This window comes from Deltaproteobacteria bacterium (assembly GCA_016180855.1).
Lineage (GTDB): Bacteria > UBA10199 > UBA10199 > JACPAL01 > JACPAL01 > JACPAL01.
In genome coordinates, this window is the sequence record JACPAL010000007.1 from 33,846 (window position 1) to 53,462 (window position 19,617).

Below are 19,617 nucleotides of genomic sequence, written 5' to 3' on the forward strand. Positions count from 1 at the left end.
TCGCACACCGCGATATTCAGTTGCTAAGTACTTCGACTCGTAATGACTATGACGTATATACAAAGCCAAGAAAATCAACAAAATTACTCGAAGGACTAAGAAAGTAGTCGTTGCATTTCTTTTTAGGATCAGATTAGAGGGCCGACATGGATATCGAGCCTCTTTTGGGTGAAGAACAGATCCGAAAGCGAATTCAGGAGCTTGCCAATCAGATCAACAAAGATTTTGCGGGCGAGAAGATTACCGTTGTTGGGGTGCTCAAGGGGGCGTTTGTCTTTATGGCGGACCTCGTCCGATACCTGAAGGGTCCCCTAACATGTGATTTTTTAAGGATGTCGAGCTACGACTCCGATGGAAAGTCGACCGGTACGATCCGTCTCGAATTTGATCTGACCCAACCGGTCGAAGGAAAGCATGTCCTTCTCGTGGAAGATATCGTCGACACCGGACTCACCGCCTCTTACCTGTTGAAACATCTGAAGCAGAAGAATCCAAAGACGGTCAAATTGTGCACATTCCTTCATAAACCGGTCGACAAGGTCCATGTCCCGATCGATTATCTTGGGTTTGAAATTCCCAATGAATACGTTGTTGGTTATGGTTTGGACTTGGACGGTAAATTCCGACATCTCCCCTATCTTGCCAGGGTGATAAACTTGTGAAGGGAATTCTACGACGATATTTTAATTTGCAAGAGGCGGGGAGTTCGCTTCGTACAGAGGTCCTGGCGGGGTTCACCACTTTTTTGACGCTCGCCTATATCGTCTTTGTCAATCCAACGATCCTGAAACAGACCGGAATGGATGGAGGGGCCCTGATCACCGCAACCATTTTGAGTGCGGTTATCGGAACTCTGCTGATGGGGATTTTTGCCAAACAGCCATTTGCACTCGCTCCCGGGATGGGCCTCAACGCCTATTTTGCCTATACCGTTGTTCTGGGCCAGGGACTTCCCTGGCAAACGGCGTTAGGGGCAGTCTTTTTCTCCGGTATTGCCTTTGTTCTGTTGAGCATCACCAAGGCACGGCTTTACATTATCAACTCCGTTCCGTTGAGCTTAAAGATCGCAATCGCCGCGGGGATTGGACTCTTTCTCACCTTTATTGGACTCAAAAATGGCGGTTTTATTACGGCGCATGATGTAACGCTGCTCACGATTGGAAATCTGAAATCACGCGATGTGATCGTTTCAACCGCCGGTCTTCTTGTGATGACTGCCCTCCTGTCCCGACAGATGAAAGGGGCGATCCTCATCGGTATTTTAGTCGGAACAGTTCTCTCCATTTTTCTCGGAATCGTAAAATTGCCGGTTGCCTGGATCAGCGCCCCCCCCTCGCTCGCCCCTTTATGGATGAAGATGGACTTGAAGGCGGCGCTCGCCCTTGGGCCAGTTGCCATCATCTTCACCTTCTTGCTCGTTGATTTCTTTGACAATATGGGGACCTTGATCGGGCTCGGCAAAAAGGCGGGGATGATGGACGCCAAGGGAAATCTCAACCGGATGCAACAGGCCTTGATTACGGACGGATTCGCCGTCATCACCGGTGCCTGTTTGGGAACCTCAACCGTCACCACTTATATTGAAAGTGCCGCCGGGATCCAGGATGGGGGACGAACCGGTCTCACGGCTATCGCCTGCGCCTTCTTTCTCTTCTGTCTCCTCTTTTTCTCACCAATCATCGCCATTATACCAGCCTCCGCCACAGCACCAGCCTTGATCGTTGTCGGCCTCATGATGGCTGCGTCCATTAAAGAATTAGATATGGAAGATTATACGAACGCCTTGCCAACCTTCCTCACGGTTATCATGATTCCGTTCACCTTCTCTATTGCCAGGGGGATCGCAATCGGGTTTATCAGCTACACCCTAATCAAGGTCCTGACCGGGCGGTGGCGAGAGGTGCATTGGATGATGTACCTTCTGTCGCTCGCCCTCGGCCTGCATTTAACAATCTGACATAGCAACAAAGCCCCCTAGAACGTCGATAATAAGGACAGCTCGAGCCCCCTATGGTTGAGAAGCTGAAAGTATCCGAGATTACCCCCAACCCAAAAACTCAGGCCCTCCTTCGCCAGATTGGCAACCGGGATGAAATCATTGAGAAATCAGAGATCGATCAACCGAAAGCTCCTGGGGAGAGGCCGGACGGTTATCTTGACTGTACAGCCACCCCTTCCAAATGGTCTGGCTATCAATTTGGACTCGTTCAAGCTGCCCTTTACGATGCCGGCCTCATTACCAATCTAAGAGACAAGGTTTGCGGAGGTCACACCTTCCAGGATGAGACATTGGAGAAAAACTATAACGCCGTTCTCCAAGGACTTAACATCCCGGATGGCCGCCTTCCGGCCATCCATTACTTGGCAAGTATCGTGACAGGAGGCCAACGTTTTTTGGGAGGAGATTTAAGCCCAGACCACGAAAGGAAGATTAAGACCCGCCTCGCAAGGATCATCGTCGAGCTCGGAGGACTGACCTATTTTGAAGAACAATCCAGAAAAGATTCAGGTGCCTTGTTCCTGCTCCGCTTTATGAGTGGTCCCGATACAGAACATCTCATCCCGATTTTCGAAAGAGCCGTTTTCTCTGAGGATAAGACGTCGCACCACGAAAAGGCATCGGCTGTTGAGGGGCTACAGAACATCGGTACCCCCCGTGCTGAATCGGTCTTGCTTCAGGCGTTTGATTCGAATGAGACAGCAGTCTTGGCGTTGGATGCACTCTACGAGATGGGGACCCCAGCCGCGTTGAGGCGACTCGAGGAGTCTCGTGAACGGATCCGGAAGATTGGTGAAGAGATGAAGTACGACATGGAGGCTTTGCTGGACAAGGCAATATGGAAGATCCGCGAGCGTGCTGGTCAACTGGGTGATCGTAGAATTGTGAGTTACTCCAGCCCTTACTCCTATTTCATGGATCTGGGATACACCTTTAATCACACCAGCCATTTTGAAACCCAAGTGCTCAGATCAGATTATCGCTACCGTCCCGATAGAGAGAAAATTGTTGCCCGTATTTCACGCGATCCCGGCGACAGATACATCGTCACTATCCTGGACGATCAGCTATACGAAAAGATAAAAGCCAACCCACCCGATTGGCAACGTGTCAATTTGGATAAGGATTGAATACCACGCCTGACGTTCTTATCTGATTAAGCTGTTTTAACTCCTCTGGCGTGTAGGCCCGAGGCGATCCAGCCGGTATCGTCTGCCTGATAAAGGAAAGAATTCCCTCTCTCATCACCATCGCCCCTTGAAGAACCTCTTCACCGGCCCAGTCATCCTTTCCTGCCTCAAGGGTCTCATCCCATAGATCAAAAAAGATCCTCTTTTTCTCATCAAGGCGCTTGCCCGGGTTATTCCAAATAGCCTGAAGATCACTGTCGATCCTTTTCAGGGCCGCCTCACGAGCCAGTTTACGAAACGCCTCAGCCATCTCCGCCCTCTCCTCAAACGTGCTTTCCAGAATCTTCGTCTTCTCTCCCTCTGTGGGCTCAGGATTTGGTTTATAGAAAGGAGAGACGAGAACCCCTAGTTGAGGGACAAACTGGAGAACCGTATCAACCCCCTTTTGGGCAATCGGCCTCTCCCAAAAAACAACCGATCCGTCAGGCCGAACCTTGAATCCCTCCTTCTCAAGGAGTCGTTCCCGTCGTGGATCATCACCATTTAAAGCGAGTTCTCGCTCAGCATGCCGCTTAAAAAGAGGGTCTTTGGTCAAATCCTCTGCACGATAATAACGACCGGGACCGACCCTTGTTTTGGAAAATTGTGGGGGGTGTTCGCGTAATGATTCTTCAGCAATCTCTTGAAGGGTCTCTTCAGTAGGATAAAGATCTTTAAGAGAGAGGCCCCCTCCCTCACCACCCTGTCCCTGTATCGTTGTTCCGTTCCCAGGAGAACCTCCGATCCCAAGAGGAAAACCACCTGGATCTCCTGTGCCCTGTCCCTCTGCCTTCTCTCCCACCGAACCGATCACTCCAATGGAGGAGATGATTCGCCTCTTTCTCTTTTTATGAACAGGGACCTCATCCGAATCTCCAGAATGAGCCTGTGATTCTTGTCCAGATAGAACTGATCCTCCCTCCACCTCAGGATCTCGTTTTTCGAATACAGGAGGAGGTTCTTCCACGATCTCCAGATCAATCACAGAAATCTCCGGATCTTTTGGCGGTTCACGCAACCATCTCGTTAATCCATAAATGGCAATTCCATGAAGAATGAGGGAGGCTGTTGAATAGATAAACGCCTGCCGGAAACTAAAACCAGAAAGAAACCGGAACCCCACGAGGAGGGCCGCATAGCCCAAGAGAAAAACCCCGCCCGAGATCAGATTCTCGCGTGCCTCCTTATCCAGATGCATCTTAAAAATCCCCCCGTACCAAAAATGGGGAGGGGACAGGAAAGGGGTGGCCCATCCTGCGGTCAATGAAGAAGAATCGGGTGAAAATACTTGAGAAATAGAGGTGCCATAAGGTTCTGAAACTATGGGAGAAGAGGGTCGGACGAAAGAGACACCCATCAACGATGATTATCGTCAAGAAAACAGGTTTGTTGTGAGGACAGAAAACCTAAAACTGATAGGCAAGGGACAATCTCAAGACCGGCTCAAAGAAATTGCCTGCCTTGATCTTTCGATAAAACCCCTCCACTTCGCCACTTAAACTCAATCCCGCTTTCTCCACAAAAATGTACCCTGCACCGGCACCGACTAGATAACCCCAACGTTGAACCCCCTGGGTTATTGAGAAGCCAGCGATCCGCGTCCCCGAAGAGGCATCCGCAAAAGTAGGCCCGCCACCGGCCAGGAGATAAAAGCCAGGGGCGGCAAGATAGCTCACATGGGGAGCCAGATCGATAAAGTGAAAGAGGACATTAAACTGACGCGTGAACCGCCAGCCGCTATCCAAAAAAACCGACCAATCATCCGTAATCCCGTAACCGCCACGCAGATTGAGCCCACCGGTTGCCCGGCGAAAATCATTGACTAGAACCCCTAGCTGCGGCTCCGCCCCAATAAAAAAGGCTCCTCTCTCAACTAAGATTTTTTCTGCAGAAACAGCCTCCTCTTCAACCCTGGCTGTTTGTGGAACTAAAAGCAGCAGGCAAGTGACGAGTAAAAATTTCAATGCTTCCTCCTTTTTTTTACTGGAAAATCCTTGAGTACAGCAAGCGGCCGATTACTCTGACGGGGGAGACACTCACAGATCTTCTCATTTAAGTTCTGACCGCACTGAGGACAGATTCCCCGACAGTCTTCCCGACAGAGCCAGCGAATCGGGACAGACAAAACCAACGCCTCCCGAACCATCTTGCCGACATCAATCTCATTCCCCTCATAGAAGGAAAAATCGATATCATCCACAACCAGTTCCTCCTCAACAGGCTCACTATCAACCCCTTCAGACGGGGCCATCACAAGATCAATCGGAATCTGCGAATGAAAAGGGAAAGCCTTCAGACAGCGAGAACAGACCGGATTCAGGTCAACCTCTACTTCTCCCTCAAGACTGACGTTGTCACAGGTTTTTAGAACCTTGAGGTGCAAGCCCCCGTTCTGGCCAGCCTGGTAATCTTGTTGAAAGGCGTCACGCAAGACCTCGGCAAACCAGGGTTCTCTCTCCTTTGCCCGAAGTACGAGACCCTCGGGAAGAATCTCGGAAACCTTAATCTTCACAAAATAGGGGCTAACAAAGGTTGACCGGAAAAACAATACGGTTATGAAGTGGAAGAGTTATGCTTCGCCTCGACCGGTTCGGTCCCACAAAACGATTGACGATGGCCCGTAGCCTGGGGGGAAGAACTTTTTATCACTGTCATGCCTATCTGGTTGACGGGCTTTTGATCGACAGCGGTTGCCCCTGTGTCACACGCCCCTTTCAGGGTTTTTTGGATAGTGAGGAGGTGACTCGTGCAGCCATCACACACTATCACGAGGATCATGCAGGAAATGTCATCAGTCTGAACCTTTCCGGAATCCCGATTTTGGCTCCTCAATCCAGTCTCGACCGGATCAAGCGGGGAATTGTGAATCCGTTTAATAAAACTCAACCTTACGGTCTTGTTTTCTGGGGAAAAAGTTTGGGCGGCCTTGCCGATCCACTGCCTCAAAAGCTGGAGACGGAACGACACTGTTTCGAAGTGATTTCAAGCCCAGGCCACTCCGACGACATGCAGATCTTTTACGAAAAGAAAGAGGGTTGGCTTTTTTCCGCTGATCTCTACATCGCCGCCCGGAAAATTTATTGGAGAAAAGAAGAGAACCCTCTCCAGGCGATGGCAGGGATCAAGAAGGCGATCACCCTCGATTTTGCAGACCTGTTCTGCGGTCATTCACCCGTTTTGGGGCGAGGAAAAGAGGCCCTTCAAAAGAAACTGGAGTTTATGGAAGAGATCCAATTCAAGGCAAAAAAGTTACGAGAAGAAGGGCTTGCGATTTCTGAAATCGCCAAAAAACTCCTGGGAAGGGAAGGGGTCTGGACTTATCTGACGCTCGGCGACTTTTCAAAACGACATTTTATTGAAGGATTGCTCTCTCAACCGGCCTGATCCGCCAAAACGGTGACCTGATTTTGTCGCACCTCACAAAAACCACCGAAAATCTGAACTGTCTGGGATTGGTTCCCCTTTTTGAAGGTCAAGGCTCCATTTCCCAATTCGCTGAGCAGGGTGGTATGTTCCGGAAGGACGCCAAACTGGCCCTCAATACCAGGAAGAACAACCTCATCCACCTCTTCCGAGGCAATCGGTTTTTCAGGCGTCACAATAATAAGTCTCAATTTTGACATCAGGCCGCCAGTTTTTGTGCCTTTGTAATAACCTCTTCAATAGTCCCAACCATATAAAACGCCTGCTCCGGCAGATCATCATATTTCCCTTCAATAATTTCGCAAAATCCACGGATCGTCTCTGCCAGCTTCACATATTTTCCTTCCAAGCCCGTGAATTGGGCCGCCACAAAGAACGGCTGGGAAAGAAATTTCTGAACCTTTCGGGCACGGGAGACAACCAGCTTGTCCTCCTCGGACAATTCATCCATGCCGAGGATCGCAATGATATCCTGCAGATCCTTGTAACGCTGCAGGATCTTCTGAACATCACGGGCCACACGGTAATGCTCCTCACCAAGGACCTCGGGGGTCAAGACACGGGAGGTCGAATCCAGGGGATCAACGGCCGGATAGATTCCCAGTTCGGCAATCTGCCGCGACAAGACGGTTGTAGCATCAAGATGGGCAAAGGTGGTCGCCGGGGCGGGATCGGTCAGGTCGTCTGCAGGGACATAAATCGCCTGTACCGAGGTGATAGAACCTTTGGTGGTTGAGGTGATTCTCTCCTGCAACTCACCCAAGTCGGTCGAAAGGGTTGGTTGATAACCGACGGCCGATGGAATACGACCGAGCAAGGCCGAAACCTCCGAACCGGCCTGCGTAAACCGAAAGATGTTGTCGATAAAAAGCAAGACATCCTGACGTTCTTCGTCGCGGAAATACTCGGCCACCGTTAAGGCGGTTAGTCCAACGCGGGCACGCGCACCCGGCGGCTCGTTCATCTGGCCGTAAACAAGCGCCGTCTTGCCAATAACCCCTGACTCCTTCATCTCATGCCAAAGGTCATTCCCCTCGCGTGTTCTCTCACCAACACCACCAAATACCGAATAGCCCCCATGCTCCATGGCGACGTTATGGATCAGTTCCATGATCATGACGGTCTTTCCGACGCCGGCACCTCCGAAGAGACCGATCTTCCCCCCCTTGACGTAGGGGGCCAGCAGGTCAATGACCTTGATTCCGGTTTCAAAAATCTCGGTTGTGGTGCTCTGTTCAACAAATTTTGGCGACGAACGATGGATCGGATAGTAGGCCTTTGCCTGAACCGGTCCCTGCTCATCTACCGGTTCACCAACTACGTTGATAATCCGTCCCAATACCTCTTTTCCCACAGGAACCTTGATCGGCTCTCCGGTATTGAGCACTTCGGCCCCACGGACCAAACCTTCACTCGAGTCCATCGCAATACAACGAACGATACTCTCACCTAAGTGGTGAGCCACCTCGAGCACCAGATTCCAGGGTTTATTATTGATGGAAGGATTGGAGACCTTCAAGGCCGTATAAAGGTCCGGCAGGGCACCGGCAGGAAACTGGATATCAACCACCGGCCCCATAACTTGCGTAATCTTTCCCTTGGGTAACTCTTTCTGGGCCATACCACCTTCTCCTTTGACAAGCTTCATAACATCTCCTCCTATTATTTCAACGCCTCCGCTCCATTAACGATATCCATCAACTCCTTCGTGATAGAGGCCTGACGGGCACGGTTGAGTTGAAGCGTCAATCGATAAATAAAATCGGAACAATTGTTTGTAGCACTCTCCATGGCAGACATCCTGGCCCCAAGCTCACTGGCCATTGATTCCAAAAAGGCCCGGTAGACCAATGTTCCAAGGCTCTTCCGAATCAACGTCTCCAAAATCGTATTCCGATCCGGTTCATAAAGATACTCCGGCAGATAATCCGAGAGGCTCTGGCGCCTCACAGGCAAAATTCTTTCGATACGGACTTCCTGAGAGATCGCTGACTTGAAGTAATTATAAACGAGGTAGAGGTGATCAAACTTCTCCTCCAGATATCCACGAATGAAATCATCCGCCATCTTTTCTGCCTGACCAAATTCAAACTTCTCATAGAGACCAGTTTCACAGGAGGCCAGATCCCGACTTCTCGATTTAAAAAAATCCCGCCCCTTCTTGCCAATGACATGCAGGCGTGTCTCGGTGTAATTTAAATCTGGTTGGCGGATCTGCTCTTCGATCCTTCTCAAGAGATTTCCATTAAACCCGCCGCATAATCCACGGTCCGACGTAAGGATTAAATATTCAGCCCGGGTGGGATTCTCCCTTTCCTGCAGAAGGGGATGCAATGGAGAAAGGGCCGCCACATACTGAAGCATCTCCTCAACCCTCATTGAATAGGGACGTGCCTGAACAACCCGCTGCTGGGCACGGCGGAGTTTTGCCGCTGCCACCATTTTCATCGCCTTGGTAATCTTCTGGGTGTTCCTGACCGAGGCGATCCTTTTTCGAATGGTCTTTAGGGTTGCCATTTACGCCTGAAAACTGATCTTGAATTCGTCCAAGACCCTTTTAACGCCGCCCTTGATCTCATCATCGAGCATCTTCTTGTCATTAACTTTCTTTTCCAAGTCAGGGTGATTGGTCTGTATAAACCGGATCATCTCCTTCATATATTTTTGGGCCGAGGCAACGGGATAGTCATCGATATAGCCGTTGGTTGCGGCAAAGATTTGCAGGATCTGGTGGGCCACCGGCATTGGTTGGTACTGCCCCTGTTTCAACACCTCGACAAGGCGTTCGCCACGTGCCAATTGGGCCTGCGTTGCCTTGTCCAAATCGCTTCCAAACTGGGCAAACGCCGCCAGTTCGCGATACTGGGCCAGTTCCAGCCGAAGCGTTCCCGCCACCTGCTTCATCGCCTTGATCTGGGCATTTCCACCCACGCGTGAGACGGAAAGCCCCACGTTGACCGCCGGACGCACACCGGCATAAAAGAGGTCTGCCTCAAGATAGATCTGACCGTCAGTAATCGAAATAACATTTGTCGGGATATAGGCCGAGACGTCGCCCGCCTGCGTTTCAATGACCGGCAGGGCGGTCAAGGAGCCACCTCCCTGTTCCGCCGACATCTTGGCGGCCCGCTCCAAGAGACGTGAGTGGAGATAAAAAACGTCGCCAGGAAATGCCTCGCGTCCGGGAGGGCGCCTCAAAATCAATGAAAGTTGCCGATAGGCAACCGCATGCTTGGAAAGATCATCATAGATGATAAGGGCATGTTTTCCGCTATCCCGATAATACTCCGCCATGGCGCAACCGGAATAGGGGGCCAAAAACTGCAGCGGTGCGGGATCGGAGGCATTAGCTGCAATGACAGTCGTATATTCCATCGCGCCGGCATTCTTGAGTTTCTCAACCACCTGGGCAACGGTCGACTGTTTCTGCCCAATCGCCACATAGAAGCAATAGACACCCTGGCCTTTTTGATTAATGATCGTGTCAATCGCGATCGCCGTTTTGCCCGTCTGTCGGTCCCCGATAATAAGTTCGCGTTGGCCACGACCGATCGGGATCATCGCATCAATCGCCTTAAGCCCGGTCTGAAGAGGTTCGTGGACCGAACGACGATAGACAATACCAGGTGCCTTCACCTCAATCTTGCGTGTCTCTTTGGTGTTGATCGGCCCAAGACCGTCAATCGGTTCCCCAAGGGCGTTCACAACACGCCCCATCGAGGCGGGACCAATCGGAACCTCAGCAATACGACCGGTCCTTCGAACGGTGTCTCCCTCGCGGATCTCCGTATCATGCCCCATGACGGCAATACCGACATTGTCCTCTTCCAGGTTCAGGACAATGCCGCGAAGTCCCGACTGAAATTCCACGAGTTCGCCCGCCATCACTTTTTCCAAGCCATGAACCCGCGCAACACCGTCTCCTACCGAAAGAACGGTGCCGACTTCGGAGACCTCAACCATTTTTCCAAAATTTTTTATTTGGGTCTTGATGATATTGCTGATCTCTTCTGCTCGTATCTCCATAGGTGATCCTTCCTTTCCTTAATTAAAACTTCTCTCCAACATCGCCTTTTTCATTCTCTCGAGATCCCTCTTGATCGATCCATCATAAAGGGTCTCTCCCACACGAACCATCATGCCACCAATCAGCTCAGGACTTTCAACAGCCGACGCCTTGATCTTTTTGCGAAGCCGCGTGGACAAAAGGGTCTCGATCGATCGCAAGTCCTCCTCTGTGGGAGTCTTGGGGGAATAGACTTGAATACGAATAACCCCTTCAACCTCATCACGAAGTGAAAAGAACTCCCGGCAGATTTGCGGAAACAGAGAGAACCTCTCCTTGTGAACAAGCAAAAACAGGAAGTTCTTGAGTAGCAACGGAATTGAAACCTTTTTGAGGATCTCTTCCAGAATCTTGAGGCGATCCGCCCTTGAATAAGAGGACTCGGCCATTGTTTCCAGGGCGATGGAGGATTCGACAAAAATTTTGCCGAGGCCCTCCAGGCAGGAAACATACTCCCCCAGCCGCCCACCCTCCTGAGCCAAGGAGAAAACCGCCCTCGCATACCGTCTTGGCAGTGATCCGTTCATCATAATTGTCCTCCCAACTGGTGCAAAAATTTCTGACCCAACTTTTGCTGATCGGAATCGTTGAAATTTTCCTGTAGAAGCTGTCTGGCCCGCTCCAGTGACGCCTCAACGATCTCTCTCTTCAACTGTTCCTTTGTCCTCTGAATCTCCTGATGCATAATTCGATCGGCATCCTGCCTGACTTTTTCAACAAGACCGCCTGTTTCATTCAAGATTTTTTTCTTTTCGGATTCCCCCTCGTCACGCAAGGTCTGAATGATTTTTTTTGACTCCTGATCCAAGTGGTCAATCCGTTTCTCCAAATCAATCACTCTGACCGCCGCCTCTCTGTGGAGGCGCGCCGCCTCTTCCAGGTCGAATTCGATCTTGTGGGTTCGTGTCTTCCAGAATTCTGCAACAGGCTTTCGCAACACAAAATAGAGGAACGTCAGAAAAAGGGCGAAGTTGAGCGTTTTCCAATGCATCCCGGCGTTCAAAAAATCGTTCATCATGAAAGTTTTCTCTCCAGGATTTTTTCAACCGTCTCTTGTGCTGCCTCGTTAGAATATTTTTTCAATTCTATCGATGCCTGCCTCGCCTCTCTCTCCAACGTCAGGCGTAACGATTCAATCTGACGGTTTACCTCTTCCTTGGCCTGCTGCAAAGTCTGTCGTTGAAACTCCTCCGCCTCTCGAAGAACGCTCCCCCGCTCACGCCCCCCCAGGGTACGTGCCTCATCAATCTTCCTGGCATAGTCGTTCGCCAATCTTTCACCCCGTTTGATCAACTGAACGGTCCTCTTCTGTTCTCCAACCGTCTTTTCTTCACGAAGGCTCAAAATTCGGATGATCGGCCGGAACACCCCCCAATGAAGGGCCAAAGCGGCCGTAATAAAGATAAACCACTGAAACACCAGAGTTTGATTTGGTAATAGATCCATAGATCCTGATAATTAAAGAATGCCGGCAGACCCCTTACTAGGATCGATCGGCATTCGCAAGGCCTACTTATGAAAACAATCTGACGACTTAAGAGGCTGCTTTCTTCTCCTCTTCAACAGACCGGAGAACTCCCTTTTTACCCATTGAACAAGAGCCCTCAAACACAACCCCTTCATCGATGACCAGGGTCTGTGCTGTAATATCACTCTGAACGACAGCGGGAGCATGCATCTCAATACGATCCGTCGCCTTGATACTCCCGTTTGCCTCTCCATGAATCATGATATTGCCAACCTCAATCTTTCCATCAACAACAGCCCCTTCCCCAATGATAAGAGTTCCCTCGGAAAAAATCTCTCCCGTAAACTTTCCGTTGATCCGAACAGTCCCCTCAAAGGTCAGTTTTCCCTCGAACTCACATCCCCTTTCAAGAAGACCGCTAATGGGTCCACTCTTATGTGACTCGGTTATCCCTTTTTCACCAAACATACTCTCCTCCTTTTTTTCAACTCCTTGTAACAGTCCTATAAATTCGGTCTAAATCGCCCTGTGAATAATAATCAATAACAATCTTTCCCTTGTCGCCCAAAACCTCTCCCTTTTTCAGCGGGTGGGATGGAAGCAAATGAACCTGGGTTCCTAAAAGCCTCCGAAATTGATCAACCATTTCAACAAGATGGTCTGGAAGAACCTTTGAGGCACGGCGGCGCCCCCTCGGCACCGATCGTCCATCGGCAATTCGCCTCTCCAAATCACGGACGGTAAGACCTTCCGAAATGATTTTTTCCAAAAAATAGATCTGTCTCTCGATCTCGGTTATCCCGAGCAGGGCACGGGCATGCCCCATGGTTATCAGACCCTGTTGAAGCGCTTCCTTCGCCTTAGAGGGGAGCTTCAAAAGTCTCAGCATGTTGGCAATCGTCGCACGATCTTTACCGACCTTTACCGCCACCTCTTCTTGGGTATAACCGAATCGCTCCATGAGGGACTGGTAGGCCAATCCCTCCTCAATGGAATTCAAATCAGCACGCTGAATATTCTCAATAAGGGCAATTTCCAACTTTTCAGAACTGTCGGCCTCGCGAATTATCACGGGCACCTCGGATAATCCGGCAATCTGGGCTGCTCGAAGACGACGCTCTCCAGAAATAAGTTCGTATTGTTCCCCCTTTTTTGAAACAATCAATGGGGCCAAAATCCCTTTTTGCCTGATCGAATCAGCAAGCTCTTCAATCTTTGCAGCATCAAAGTGCATCCTCGGTTGCAACTCGTTGGGGCGGATTGAAGAGACCAGCACCATTCGCATACCATCTCCCGAACGGACTTCCATGGAGGTAGCCACTACAGGAGTTTCGTAAGATGTCTCTTTGACGGTTGATATCAGCGAGGCAAGACCTCGACCAAGCGCTCTTCTTTCCATGTATCACCTCCTGGAGCCTGAAGACTGTACCTCTCAAGGATTTCTTGAGAGAGATCCAGATAGCTCTGGGCCCCTCTTGATTTATGGTCATAAACAATGATCGGCATACCGTGGCTCGGCGCCTCTGAAATACGAACAGATCGTGGGATGACGGTCTTGAACACCTTCTCGCTGAAATGGGTTCTTAATTCCCGTTCGACATCATGAGAGAGCCTGTTCCTCCCATCAAACATCGTAAGAATAATGCCGCCAATTGAAAGAGTTGGATTTAACCTTTTCTTGACGAGATCAATTGTCTTTAAGAGTTCCGTAAGCCCCTCCAGGGCGAAGTACTCACATTGAACCGGAATAAGGAGTGACGTTGATGCCGTCAGTAAATTAAGGGTGAGAAGACCCAGAGAGGGAGGGGCATCCACGAAAATGAAATCGTATCTCCCAAGATAGTGTCTCAAGGAGGATTTGATTCTCGTCTCACGCTCATCAAAGCTGACAAGCTCTATCTCGGCCCCAACAAGCTCGGTTGTCGAGGGGACAATATCCAGATTTGCAAGGTCGGTCGCAACGGGGGATGGGATGTTTTCATGGGTAAATAGATTATAACTATTTGATATTAATGAATTTTTTTCTAAACCAAGGGCTGATGTAGCGTTACATTGTGGATCAATATCAACCAAAAGGACCTTTTTACCAAGAAAGGCAATCGACGCAGCAACGTTAACGGCGCTCGTTGTCTTGCCGACACCACCTTTTTGATTACAAAACCCTATTATTTCAGTCATTTATTTTATTAAATAGCCCCATGCCAAAGGTAAATTAATGTCTTGATGAAATCAACAAAAATGTTTCACGTGAAACATTTTTATGACACCTCAAATATGACTGACAACAATTAGAGTTCGCTTCTTTCCGGACATGGGAAGTGAATATGGGATTTTTTCGACAATCAAATTGTTCTTCGTTATTTTTTGGAGCTCTGAAATTTCAGACGACGGCTCTTCTCCCTTCATTGTTATAATCGTTCCTGCCTTAACGACAAAATTAAGTGAGAGCCTTACGAGATCGCTCAAGGACATTGTTCCACGTGAAACAACGATATCATACCGTCCAATCTCTGAATCTTTATGGAGTCTCAAATTCAGCACCTCGAGATTGTCCATGGACAGCTTTCTAGCGACTGCCTTGATAAAGTCTGATTTCTTTTTGATTGATTCTACAAGGGTCAATTGAATTGCTGGAAGTGCTATTTTCAATGGAATACCCGGAAGTCCGGCGCCACTGCCAATATCCAAAATTTTTATATCTAAACTTCCCGCCATCTTGATTTGGTCAACAAGAAAGAGCGAATCTACAAAAAGTTCTTCCAGTATAATCCTTGGATCGTTCAGTGAGGTGAGATTGATTTTACTGTTCCACTGCAGAAGGATTTGGAGATATTCATAGAACGGCTTGAAATCATATCGACTTGAAGTCATCTTGTTAAAAAATGATTCGAGGTCTAAATAATTCATAAATATGTTTTATATCAACTACTTGATTATATTTACCATGAGGATCTGAAGGGCCGCTGGTGTAATTCCTGATATCCTTGATGCCTGACCAAGGGACCCAGGTTTGATCTGACTCAATTTTTCAACCATCTCATGGGAAAGACCAGGTATCCGATCATAACAAAACCTCTCTGGGATCTTCATCGATTCCATTTTTTTAAACCTCCTCACCTCTTCCTCTTGGCGATGGAGATACCCATCGTACTTCACCTGAATCTCCACCTGCTCCATGACTTCCAGGCTAAACTCAGAGGAAGGGATGAGCCCTGTAAGAGAGACCTCAGGCCTCCTCAATAACTCCTCAAGCGTTTGACCATTACGGCGTGTATTGTTGAGGTACCCCCTTAAGAGAAAAATGTCGGAGACCTTTTTTTCAAAGCGGTTGAACTCCTGACTCGTGACTAACCCCAACAAAAACCCATGCCTCCTTAATCGAAGATCGGCATTCTCCTCGCGGAGAGACAAACGATATTCGGCCCTTGATGTAAACATCCTGTAAGGCTCCGCCCTTCCCTCAAAGGAGACCCCTTTTGTCACCAAGTCATCGATAAGGATCCCAATATAGGCCTCGGCCCGATCGAGGATAAACGGACCTTTCCCCAAAATTTTGAGCGACGCATTGATACCAGCCATCAAGCCTTGTGCCGCCGCCTCTTCATAGCCAGTCGTACCATTGATTTGTCCGGCATGGTAAAGTCCGCTGATCCTCTTTGTCTCGAGGGTCGGAAGCAGTTCCGTAGGCGGGAGATAATCATACTCAATCGCATAACCTGGCTTCATAATCTCAACATCTTCTAATCCCTTCATTGTCCTTAACATCTCTATCTGGACCTTGAGCGGGAGGGAGGTGGATAACCCATTCGGATACCACTCACGGGTCGTTAGCCCCTCAGGCTCCAAAAAAATCTGGTGTCTTGATTTCCCCGCAAACCGAACAATCTTATCTTCAATAGAGGGACAGTAACGTGGGCCTGTCGATTTAATGATTCCACTGTAAATAGCTGATTCTTTTATATTATTTTTTATTACCCGATGTGTCTCGTCGTTGGTGTAGGTGATGTAGCATGGGACCTGGGTCAATTCCTGTGGAACATTTGAAAATGAAAATCGAGGCGGTGGATCATCTCCATCCTGTCTCTCGAGAGTCTCAAAATTGATTGTTCTTCCATCAAGTCTCGGACAGGTTCCTGTCTTTAGGCGACCAACAGGAAATCCAAGTTGACTAAAACTTTCCGTTAATCTTTCTGAAGAAAAATCGCCGGCACGGCCTGCTGGATAGTTATTTCTACCAATATGAATCAATCCACGAAGAAAGGTCCCTGTACAAACGATAACCGCCTTGGCTGGAAAAAATTCACCGATGCTCGTCCTGACCCCTTCAATCTGATTATTTCGAATAACAAGCCGATCCACCATCACCTGCTTGAGATAAAGGTTCGGTTGATTTTCCAAAACCTGTCGCATCTTTACCTTGTAGGCGAGCATGTCGGATTGGCATCGTGTCCCCCGGACAGCCGGCCCCTTTTTGGTGTTAAGTCGACGAAACTGGATCCCCGTGGCATCGGCAATCTTCCCCATCTCACCACCGAGGGCATCAATCTCCCGAACGAGATGACCCTTTCCGATCCCCCCAATCGCCGGATTGCAGCTCATCTGGGCGATGTTATCGATGTTGGATGTGGCCAGTAAGGTCTTCAATCCGATACGGGATGAGGCAAGTGCCGCCTCACAACCGGCATGACCGGCGCCGATCACGATGATGTCGTATTGTTTCATGGGGCTGAACCGTTACGATATCCCCAGCAGATTTTCAAAACAAATCGTTATTTTTCGGAACCTTCCAAGTGTGCCAGGCACAAAACCTTTGTGACAAGGATTTTGAGTCACAAAGCAAAATCCGGATCTTTGCCACTTAGCTTAACTTTTGAGTATCTTTTGCAAAGAGACGACTCGCAATCGGTGGAAAGAAGTATTGTTTCACCTTGAACCTGACATTCTCCATGGTGAATTGATCCTTCCCAGCGGGTTTCTTGCCAGCACTATAGGTTGTGTTACAACCGCAATTGTCCGATAACATTGCTGCTCCACCAATCATGAGTAGAAGTCCTACTCTAACATTACTAAATATTTTCCCAAGCATTTTTCCTCCTCCTCCTCTTCCTCTTAAGTTTTTCAGCAGAACCATTATATTATCGAGAGGGGGGGAGAGAAGTTGCGAAGTTCTCGCCTTGACACATGCATCTAAACAAGTATTAGTTACTAATACTATGTATTAGTTGCTAACCCTTACAGGGGAGTTCATGTATTTTGACCCTCAAGCAAAACAGAAGCTCGAAGACTTCTACAACTTTGAGGTCTTGCAACAAGAGCTCAAAAAGGTCCTCGAAGATCCCCACACCCCCCTGATTGCGGTTCATGGCCTCCGCAGAACCGGAAAGACGAGTCTTATTCGTGTTGTTCTGAATGCGTCCCGAAAAAAATATGTCTGGCTGGATGGCCGTGAAATCGTCTCCCGAAACGAATTTTTCCTGAAACTCTCCGAAGAGGTCAGCAAATTGAGGCGGTTTGAAATAAAAGGGATCTCCTTGAAGGGGGTTTCATGGTCACTGGATCTCCATAAAAAAGACCTGGATTTCCTCAACAAGCAAAAAATAACACTCGTCATTGATGAGGTTCAATTGCTCAAAAAAATGAAAGTCGATTATCTCCTCGCCTCAATTTATGATAACCACCCTCAAATCAAAATTGTTGTCTCGGGTTCGGAACGGGGGATGCTCGTCAATTTTCTGGGCCAGGCGAATGCCAAGGCGCCCCTCTACGGACGGGCAGTTTTTGAACTGTCAACACGACGACTGACCAAAGAAGAAGGCCTCCATTTCTTGCGTGAGGGGTCAAAAAAACTGGATACACCGATAAAAGAAGAGGAAATTCTCGACGCGATTCAATCACTCGATGGCATCATTGGGTGGTTAACAAAATATGGTTGGTACCGGCTCCGGCTTCCTCATAAAACGGCCTTGCAAAAAACAATTGAAGATGGAAAGCATGTTGCCTACGCGGAGTTTCTTAGTTTTGCGGCCCGTTCCGAGAAAAAATATTTGAGAATCCTCAAGACCATGAAAGAGGGAGACCGATGGGAAGAGATCAAGAAGCGGGCACAAACTTCAGATACGCAGTTGGGTGAAATGCTGAAAAGGATGGTTGATTACGGGTTTGTTGAAAAAGCAGAACAAACCTACCGAATTTCAGATCCCTTGTTAGAGGCAAGCCTATAAGTCGATGTTCGAGGTCGCCAGCACCGCTTCGCACCCCGCATGACCGGCGCCGATCACAACGATGTCGTAGGAACTCATTATACGGGCTCACTATCTGGAACCCCGATATCCATCAAGAGAGGAATCAGAGAGGAATTTTGGCAACATTTTCGGCAGCCAACCGAGAACTTAGGTAGGCTGCTTAACCTTTTAGGAGGCTTCTATGGCTAGCATACCGTTCGTCCCTTCGGGTTCACCGCATATCTACACCCACCCTGAGGTCCCTGAGGCGTTCGTGGTCGACACGGATCGAAATGGGATCGATGGGGATGATATGGTCTGTCTTGGTCCTGATGCCGGAACGCTTTATAGCTATGAAATTGAAGGGCGACATTTTCCAAGATTTGAGAGTGTGGTCGATCAAGAGACATTAGATTCCATTGGTCGTCAGCTTTTGAGAACGGGCTGGCGGAGAGAGACAGAGAACAGGGCGTTAGATGGAAACCTCTGTTTTGAGGTTTCTGGGGTTGTTCCTGAAACAGGCAGCGCCAGTCTCTACGCCGCGTGCCTTGGTGCAATTGTTACTGGCGTGTTTGGGTCACTATGGATTTCCAGGGGAATAGTTGGAAGAAGAGATGTACGCTATGGAATAGATCTTCGTTGGACCAAGATGACCCAAGGAGGGGGTGCCATTGGTCTCTCACTACTGGCTGTTGCCGGTATCCTTCTTCTTTACGGCAGATCAATCGTGAAGCAACAGAGAGAAGAGCGGACTCTCACGGCAGTAAGATAAATCTTTAAGGAGGATCGATGAAATTATCGTTAGATCTCTATCGTCAGGCTGTAACGGCCCTGAGGACTATCACGCTTGATCTCCCAACCTCGGCTCATACACTCAATGTCGCTACCGCTGAGGTGAGAGACGTATTGTTGAGGGGGGGATTGGACGCCGAACAGGCAGGGGCTGCGGCAGCCGTTAAGATACTTATTCCGGGGCAGGATCCACGCCAACCTGTCTTCGGCCTCCTGTTTTCTGGAATAAGACCGTTCTACTTTCTCCTCACCACGCGACCAATTCCGTGGGGACTCAACCAACTGACCCTCGCCAATAGTGTTGATCTGCCCTTGGACCTTAGCCCTTCACTCGGTGTCTGTCTCCTCAGTGTTGATGAGGCAGCCAATAAGGTCGTTGGCAGGATTCTTCAGATGGGACAGGCATTATCGTCAGAAAGCGTAAGGACAATAGCCCCCCTCATGGATGGGATGCTTGATGGGTGGCAATTTGTGTAAAG

The 19,617-nt window shown here is 49.0% G+C and carries 23 protein-coding genes; 7 read left to right on the forward strand and 16 right to left on the reverse strand.

The window, feature by feature from the left end; genetic code table 11:
- Positions 1–146: 146 nt before the first annotated feature.
- Genes hpt through HYT77_03960 form a run of 3 tightly spaced genes read left to right on the forward strand, consistent with a single transcriptional unit; the run spans position 147 to position 3,129 of the window.
- Complete coding sequence (hpt, locus tag HYT77_03950) at positions 147–662, forward strand: hypoxanthine phosphoribosyltransferase (protein ID MBI2067145.1); 516 nt, start codon at positions 147–149, stop codon at positions 660–662.
- Positions 659–1,957: an NCS2 family permease gene (locus tag HYT77_03955; GenBank protein MBI2067146.1), complete on the forward strand. Its 1,299-nt coding sequence runs from the start codon at positions 659–661 to the stop codon at positions 1,955–1,957. Before hpt ends, HYT77_03955 begins: the two co-directional genes overlap by 4 nt.
- A 53-nt stretch (positions 1,958–2,010) precedes the next feature.
- Positions 2,011–3,129 (forward strand): HEAT repeat domain-containing protein, encoded by a 1,119-nt coding sequence (locus tag HYT77_03960; protein ID MBI2067147.1) that lies wholly within the window; start codon positions 2,011–2,013, stop codon positions 3,127–3,129.
- Here HYT77_03960 and HYT77_03965 read toward each other — a convergent pair.
- The 3 genes from HYT77_03965 to HYT77_03975 all read right to left on the reverse strand — a co-directional run bounded on the left by HYT77_03965 (position 3,110) and on the right by HYT77_03975 (position 5,680).
- Positions 3,110–4,366, reverse strand: coding sequence for a hypothetical protein (locus tag HYT77_03965; GenBank protein MBI2067148.1), 1,257 nt, complete (start codon positions 4,364–4,366; stop codon positions 3,110–3,112). The genes HYT77_03960 and HYT77_03965 overlap by 20 nt on opposite strands.
- Positions 4,367–4,574: 208 nt before the next feature.
- Positions 4,575–5,132 carry a hypothetical protein gene (locus tag HYT77_03970; GenBank protein ID MBI2067149.1) on the reverse strand — a complete coding sequence of 186 codons (558 nt, stop codon included), beginning with the start codon at positions 5,130–5,132 and terminating at the stop codon, positions 4,575–4,577.
- Positions 5,129–5,680, reverse strand: a complete 552-nt coding sequence (locus HYT77_03975) for a DUF177 domain-containing protein (GenBank protein MBI2067150.1) — start codon at positions 5,678–5,680, stop codon at positions 5,129–5,131. The genes HYT77_03970 and HYT77_03975 overlap by 4 nt, the downstream gene beginning before the upstream one ends.
- A 59-nt stretch (positions 5,681–5,739) precedes the next feature.
- Here HYT77_03975 and HYT77_03980 point away from each other — a divergent pair, with 59 nt between their 5' ends.
- A complete protein-coding gene (locus tag HYT77_03980; protein MBI2067151.1) occupies positions 5,740–6,552 on the forward strand; it encodes a hypothetical protein in 813 nt (270 codons plus the stop codon).
- On the opposite strand, the gene atpC is transcribed toward HYT77_03980, so the two are convergent.
- The 12 genes from atpC to mnmG all read right to left on the reverse strand — a co-directional run bounded on the left by atpC (position 6,540) and on the right by mnmG (position 16,847).
- Positions 6,540–6,791, reverse strand: a complete 252-nt coding sequence (gene atpC, locus HYT77_03985) for an ATP synthase F1 subunit epsilon (protein MBI2067152.1) — start codon at positions 6,789–6,791, stop codon at positions 6,540–6,542. The genes HYT77_03980 and atpC overlap by 13 nt on opposite strands.
- A complete protein-coding gene (gene atpD, locus HYT77_03990) occupies positions 6,791–8,212 on the reverse strand; it encodes a F0F1 ATP synthase subunit beta (protein ID MBI2067153.1) in 1,422 nt (473 codons plus the stop codon). The genes atpC and atpD overlap by 1 nt, the downstream gene beginning before the upstream one ends.
- Before the next feature lie 41 nt (positions 8,213–8,253).
- On the reverse strand, positions 8,254–9,108 hold the full coding sequence (gene atpG / locus HYT77_03995; GenBank protein MBI2067154.1) for an ATP synthase F1 subunit gamma: 855 nt from the start codon (positions 9,106–9,108) through the stop codon (positions 8,254–8,256).
- Positions 9,109–10,617, reverse strand: coding sequence for a F0F1 ATP synthase subunit alpha (locus tag HYT77_04000; protein ID MBI2067155.1), 1,509 nt, complete (start codon positions 10,615–10,617; stop codon positions 9,109–9,111). It lies immediately after the preceding gene.
- Between the two features lie 18 nt (positions 10,618–10,635).
- Positions 10,636–11,187, reverse strand: a complete 552-nt coding sequence (gene atpH / locus HYT77_04005) for an ATP synthase F1 subunit delta (protein ID MBI2067156.1) — start codon at positions 11,185–11,187, stop codon at positions 10,636–10,638.
- Positions 11,184–11,675: an ATP synthase F0 subunit B gene (locus tag HYT77_04010; protein MBI2067157.1), complete on the reverse strand. Its 492-nt coding sequence runs from the start codon at positions 11,673–11,675 to the stop codon at positions 11,184–11,186. The genes atpH and HYT77_04010 overlap by 4 nt, the downstream gene beginning before the upstream one ends.
- Entirely contained in the window at positions 11,672–12,103 is a 432-nt protein-coding gene (locus HYT77_04015; GenBank protein MBI2067158.1) for an ATP synthase F0 subunit B, read from the reverse strand. The genes HYT77_04010 and HYT77_04015 overlap by 4 nt, the downstream gene beginning before the upstream one ends.
- Positions 12,104–12,191: 88 nt before the next feature.
- Positions 12,192–12,593, reverse strand: a complete 402-nt coding sequence (locus HYT77_04020) for a polymer-forming cytoskeletal protein (GenBank protein MBI2067159.1) — start codon at positions 12,591–12,593, stop codon at positions 12,192–12,194.
- A gap of 16 nt (positions 12,594–12,609) precedes the next feature.
- Positions 12,610–13,524: a ParB/RepB/Spo0J family partition protein gene (locus HYT77_04025; GenBank protein MBI2067160.1), complete on the reverse strand. Its 915-nt coding sequence runs from the start codon at positions 13,522–13,524 to the stop codon at positions 12,610–12,612.
- Positions 13,485–14,303, reverse strand: coding sequence for a ParA family protein (locus tag HYT77_04030; GenBank protein ID MBI2067161.1), 819 nt, complete (start codon positions 14,301–14,303; stop codon positions 13,485–13,487). The genes HYT77_04025 and HYT77_04030 overlap by 40 nt, the downstream gene beginning before the upstream one ends.
- Before the next feature lie 90 nt (positions 14,304–14,393).
- Positions 14,394–15,032, reverse strand: coding sequence for a 16S rRNA (guanine(527)-N(7))-methyltransferase RsmG (gene rsmG, locus HYT77_04035; protein ID MBI2067162.1), 639 nt, complete (start codon positions 15,030–15,032; stop codon positions 14,394–14,396).
- An 18-nt stretch (positions 15,033–15,050) separates the two neighbouring features.
- Entirely contained in the window at positions 15,051–16,847 is a 1,797-nt protein-coding gene (gene mnmG / locus HYT77_04040) for a tRNA uridine-5-carboxymethylaminomethyl(34) synthesis enzyme MnmG (GenBank protein ID MBI2067163.1), read from the reverse strand.
- Between the two features lie 524 nt (positions 16,848–17,371).
- On the opposite strand from mnmG, the gene HYT77_04045 reads away from it, so the two are divergent.
- The gene (locus tag HYT77_04045) at positions 17,372–18,346 is read left to right on the forward strand and encodes an ATP-binding protein (GenBank protein ID MBI2067164.1); all 975 of its coding nucleotides are present in this window, start codon (positions 17,372–17,374) and stop codon (positions 18,344–18,346) included.
- Here HYT77_04045 and HYT77_04050 read toward each other — a convergent pair.
- Positions 18,341–18,424: an FAD-dependent oxidoreductase gene (locus HYT77_04050; protein MBI2067165.1), complete on the reverse strand. Its 84-nt coding sequence runs from the start codon at positions 18,422–18,424 to the stop codon at positions 18,341–18,343. The genes HYT77_04045 and HYT77_04050 overlap by 6 nt on opposite strands.
- Before the next feature lie 124 nt (positions 18,425–18,548).
- On the opposite strand from HYT77_04050, the gene HYT77_04055 reads away from it, so the two are divergent.
- Entirely contained in the window at positions 18,549–19,118 is a 570-nt protein-coding gene (locus tag HYT77_04055; GenBank protein ID MBI2067166.1) for a hypothetical protein, read from the forward strand.
- Between the two features lie 17 nt (positions 19,119–19,135).
- Entirely contained in the window at positions 19,136–19,615 is a 480-nt protein-coding gene (locus HYT77_04060; protein MBI2067167.1) for a hypothetical protein, read from the forward strand.
- Positions 19,616–19,617 lie beyond the last annotated feature (2 nt).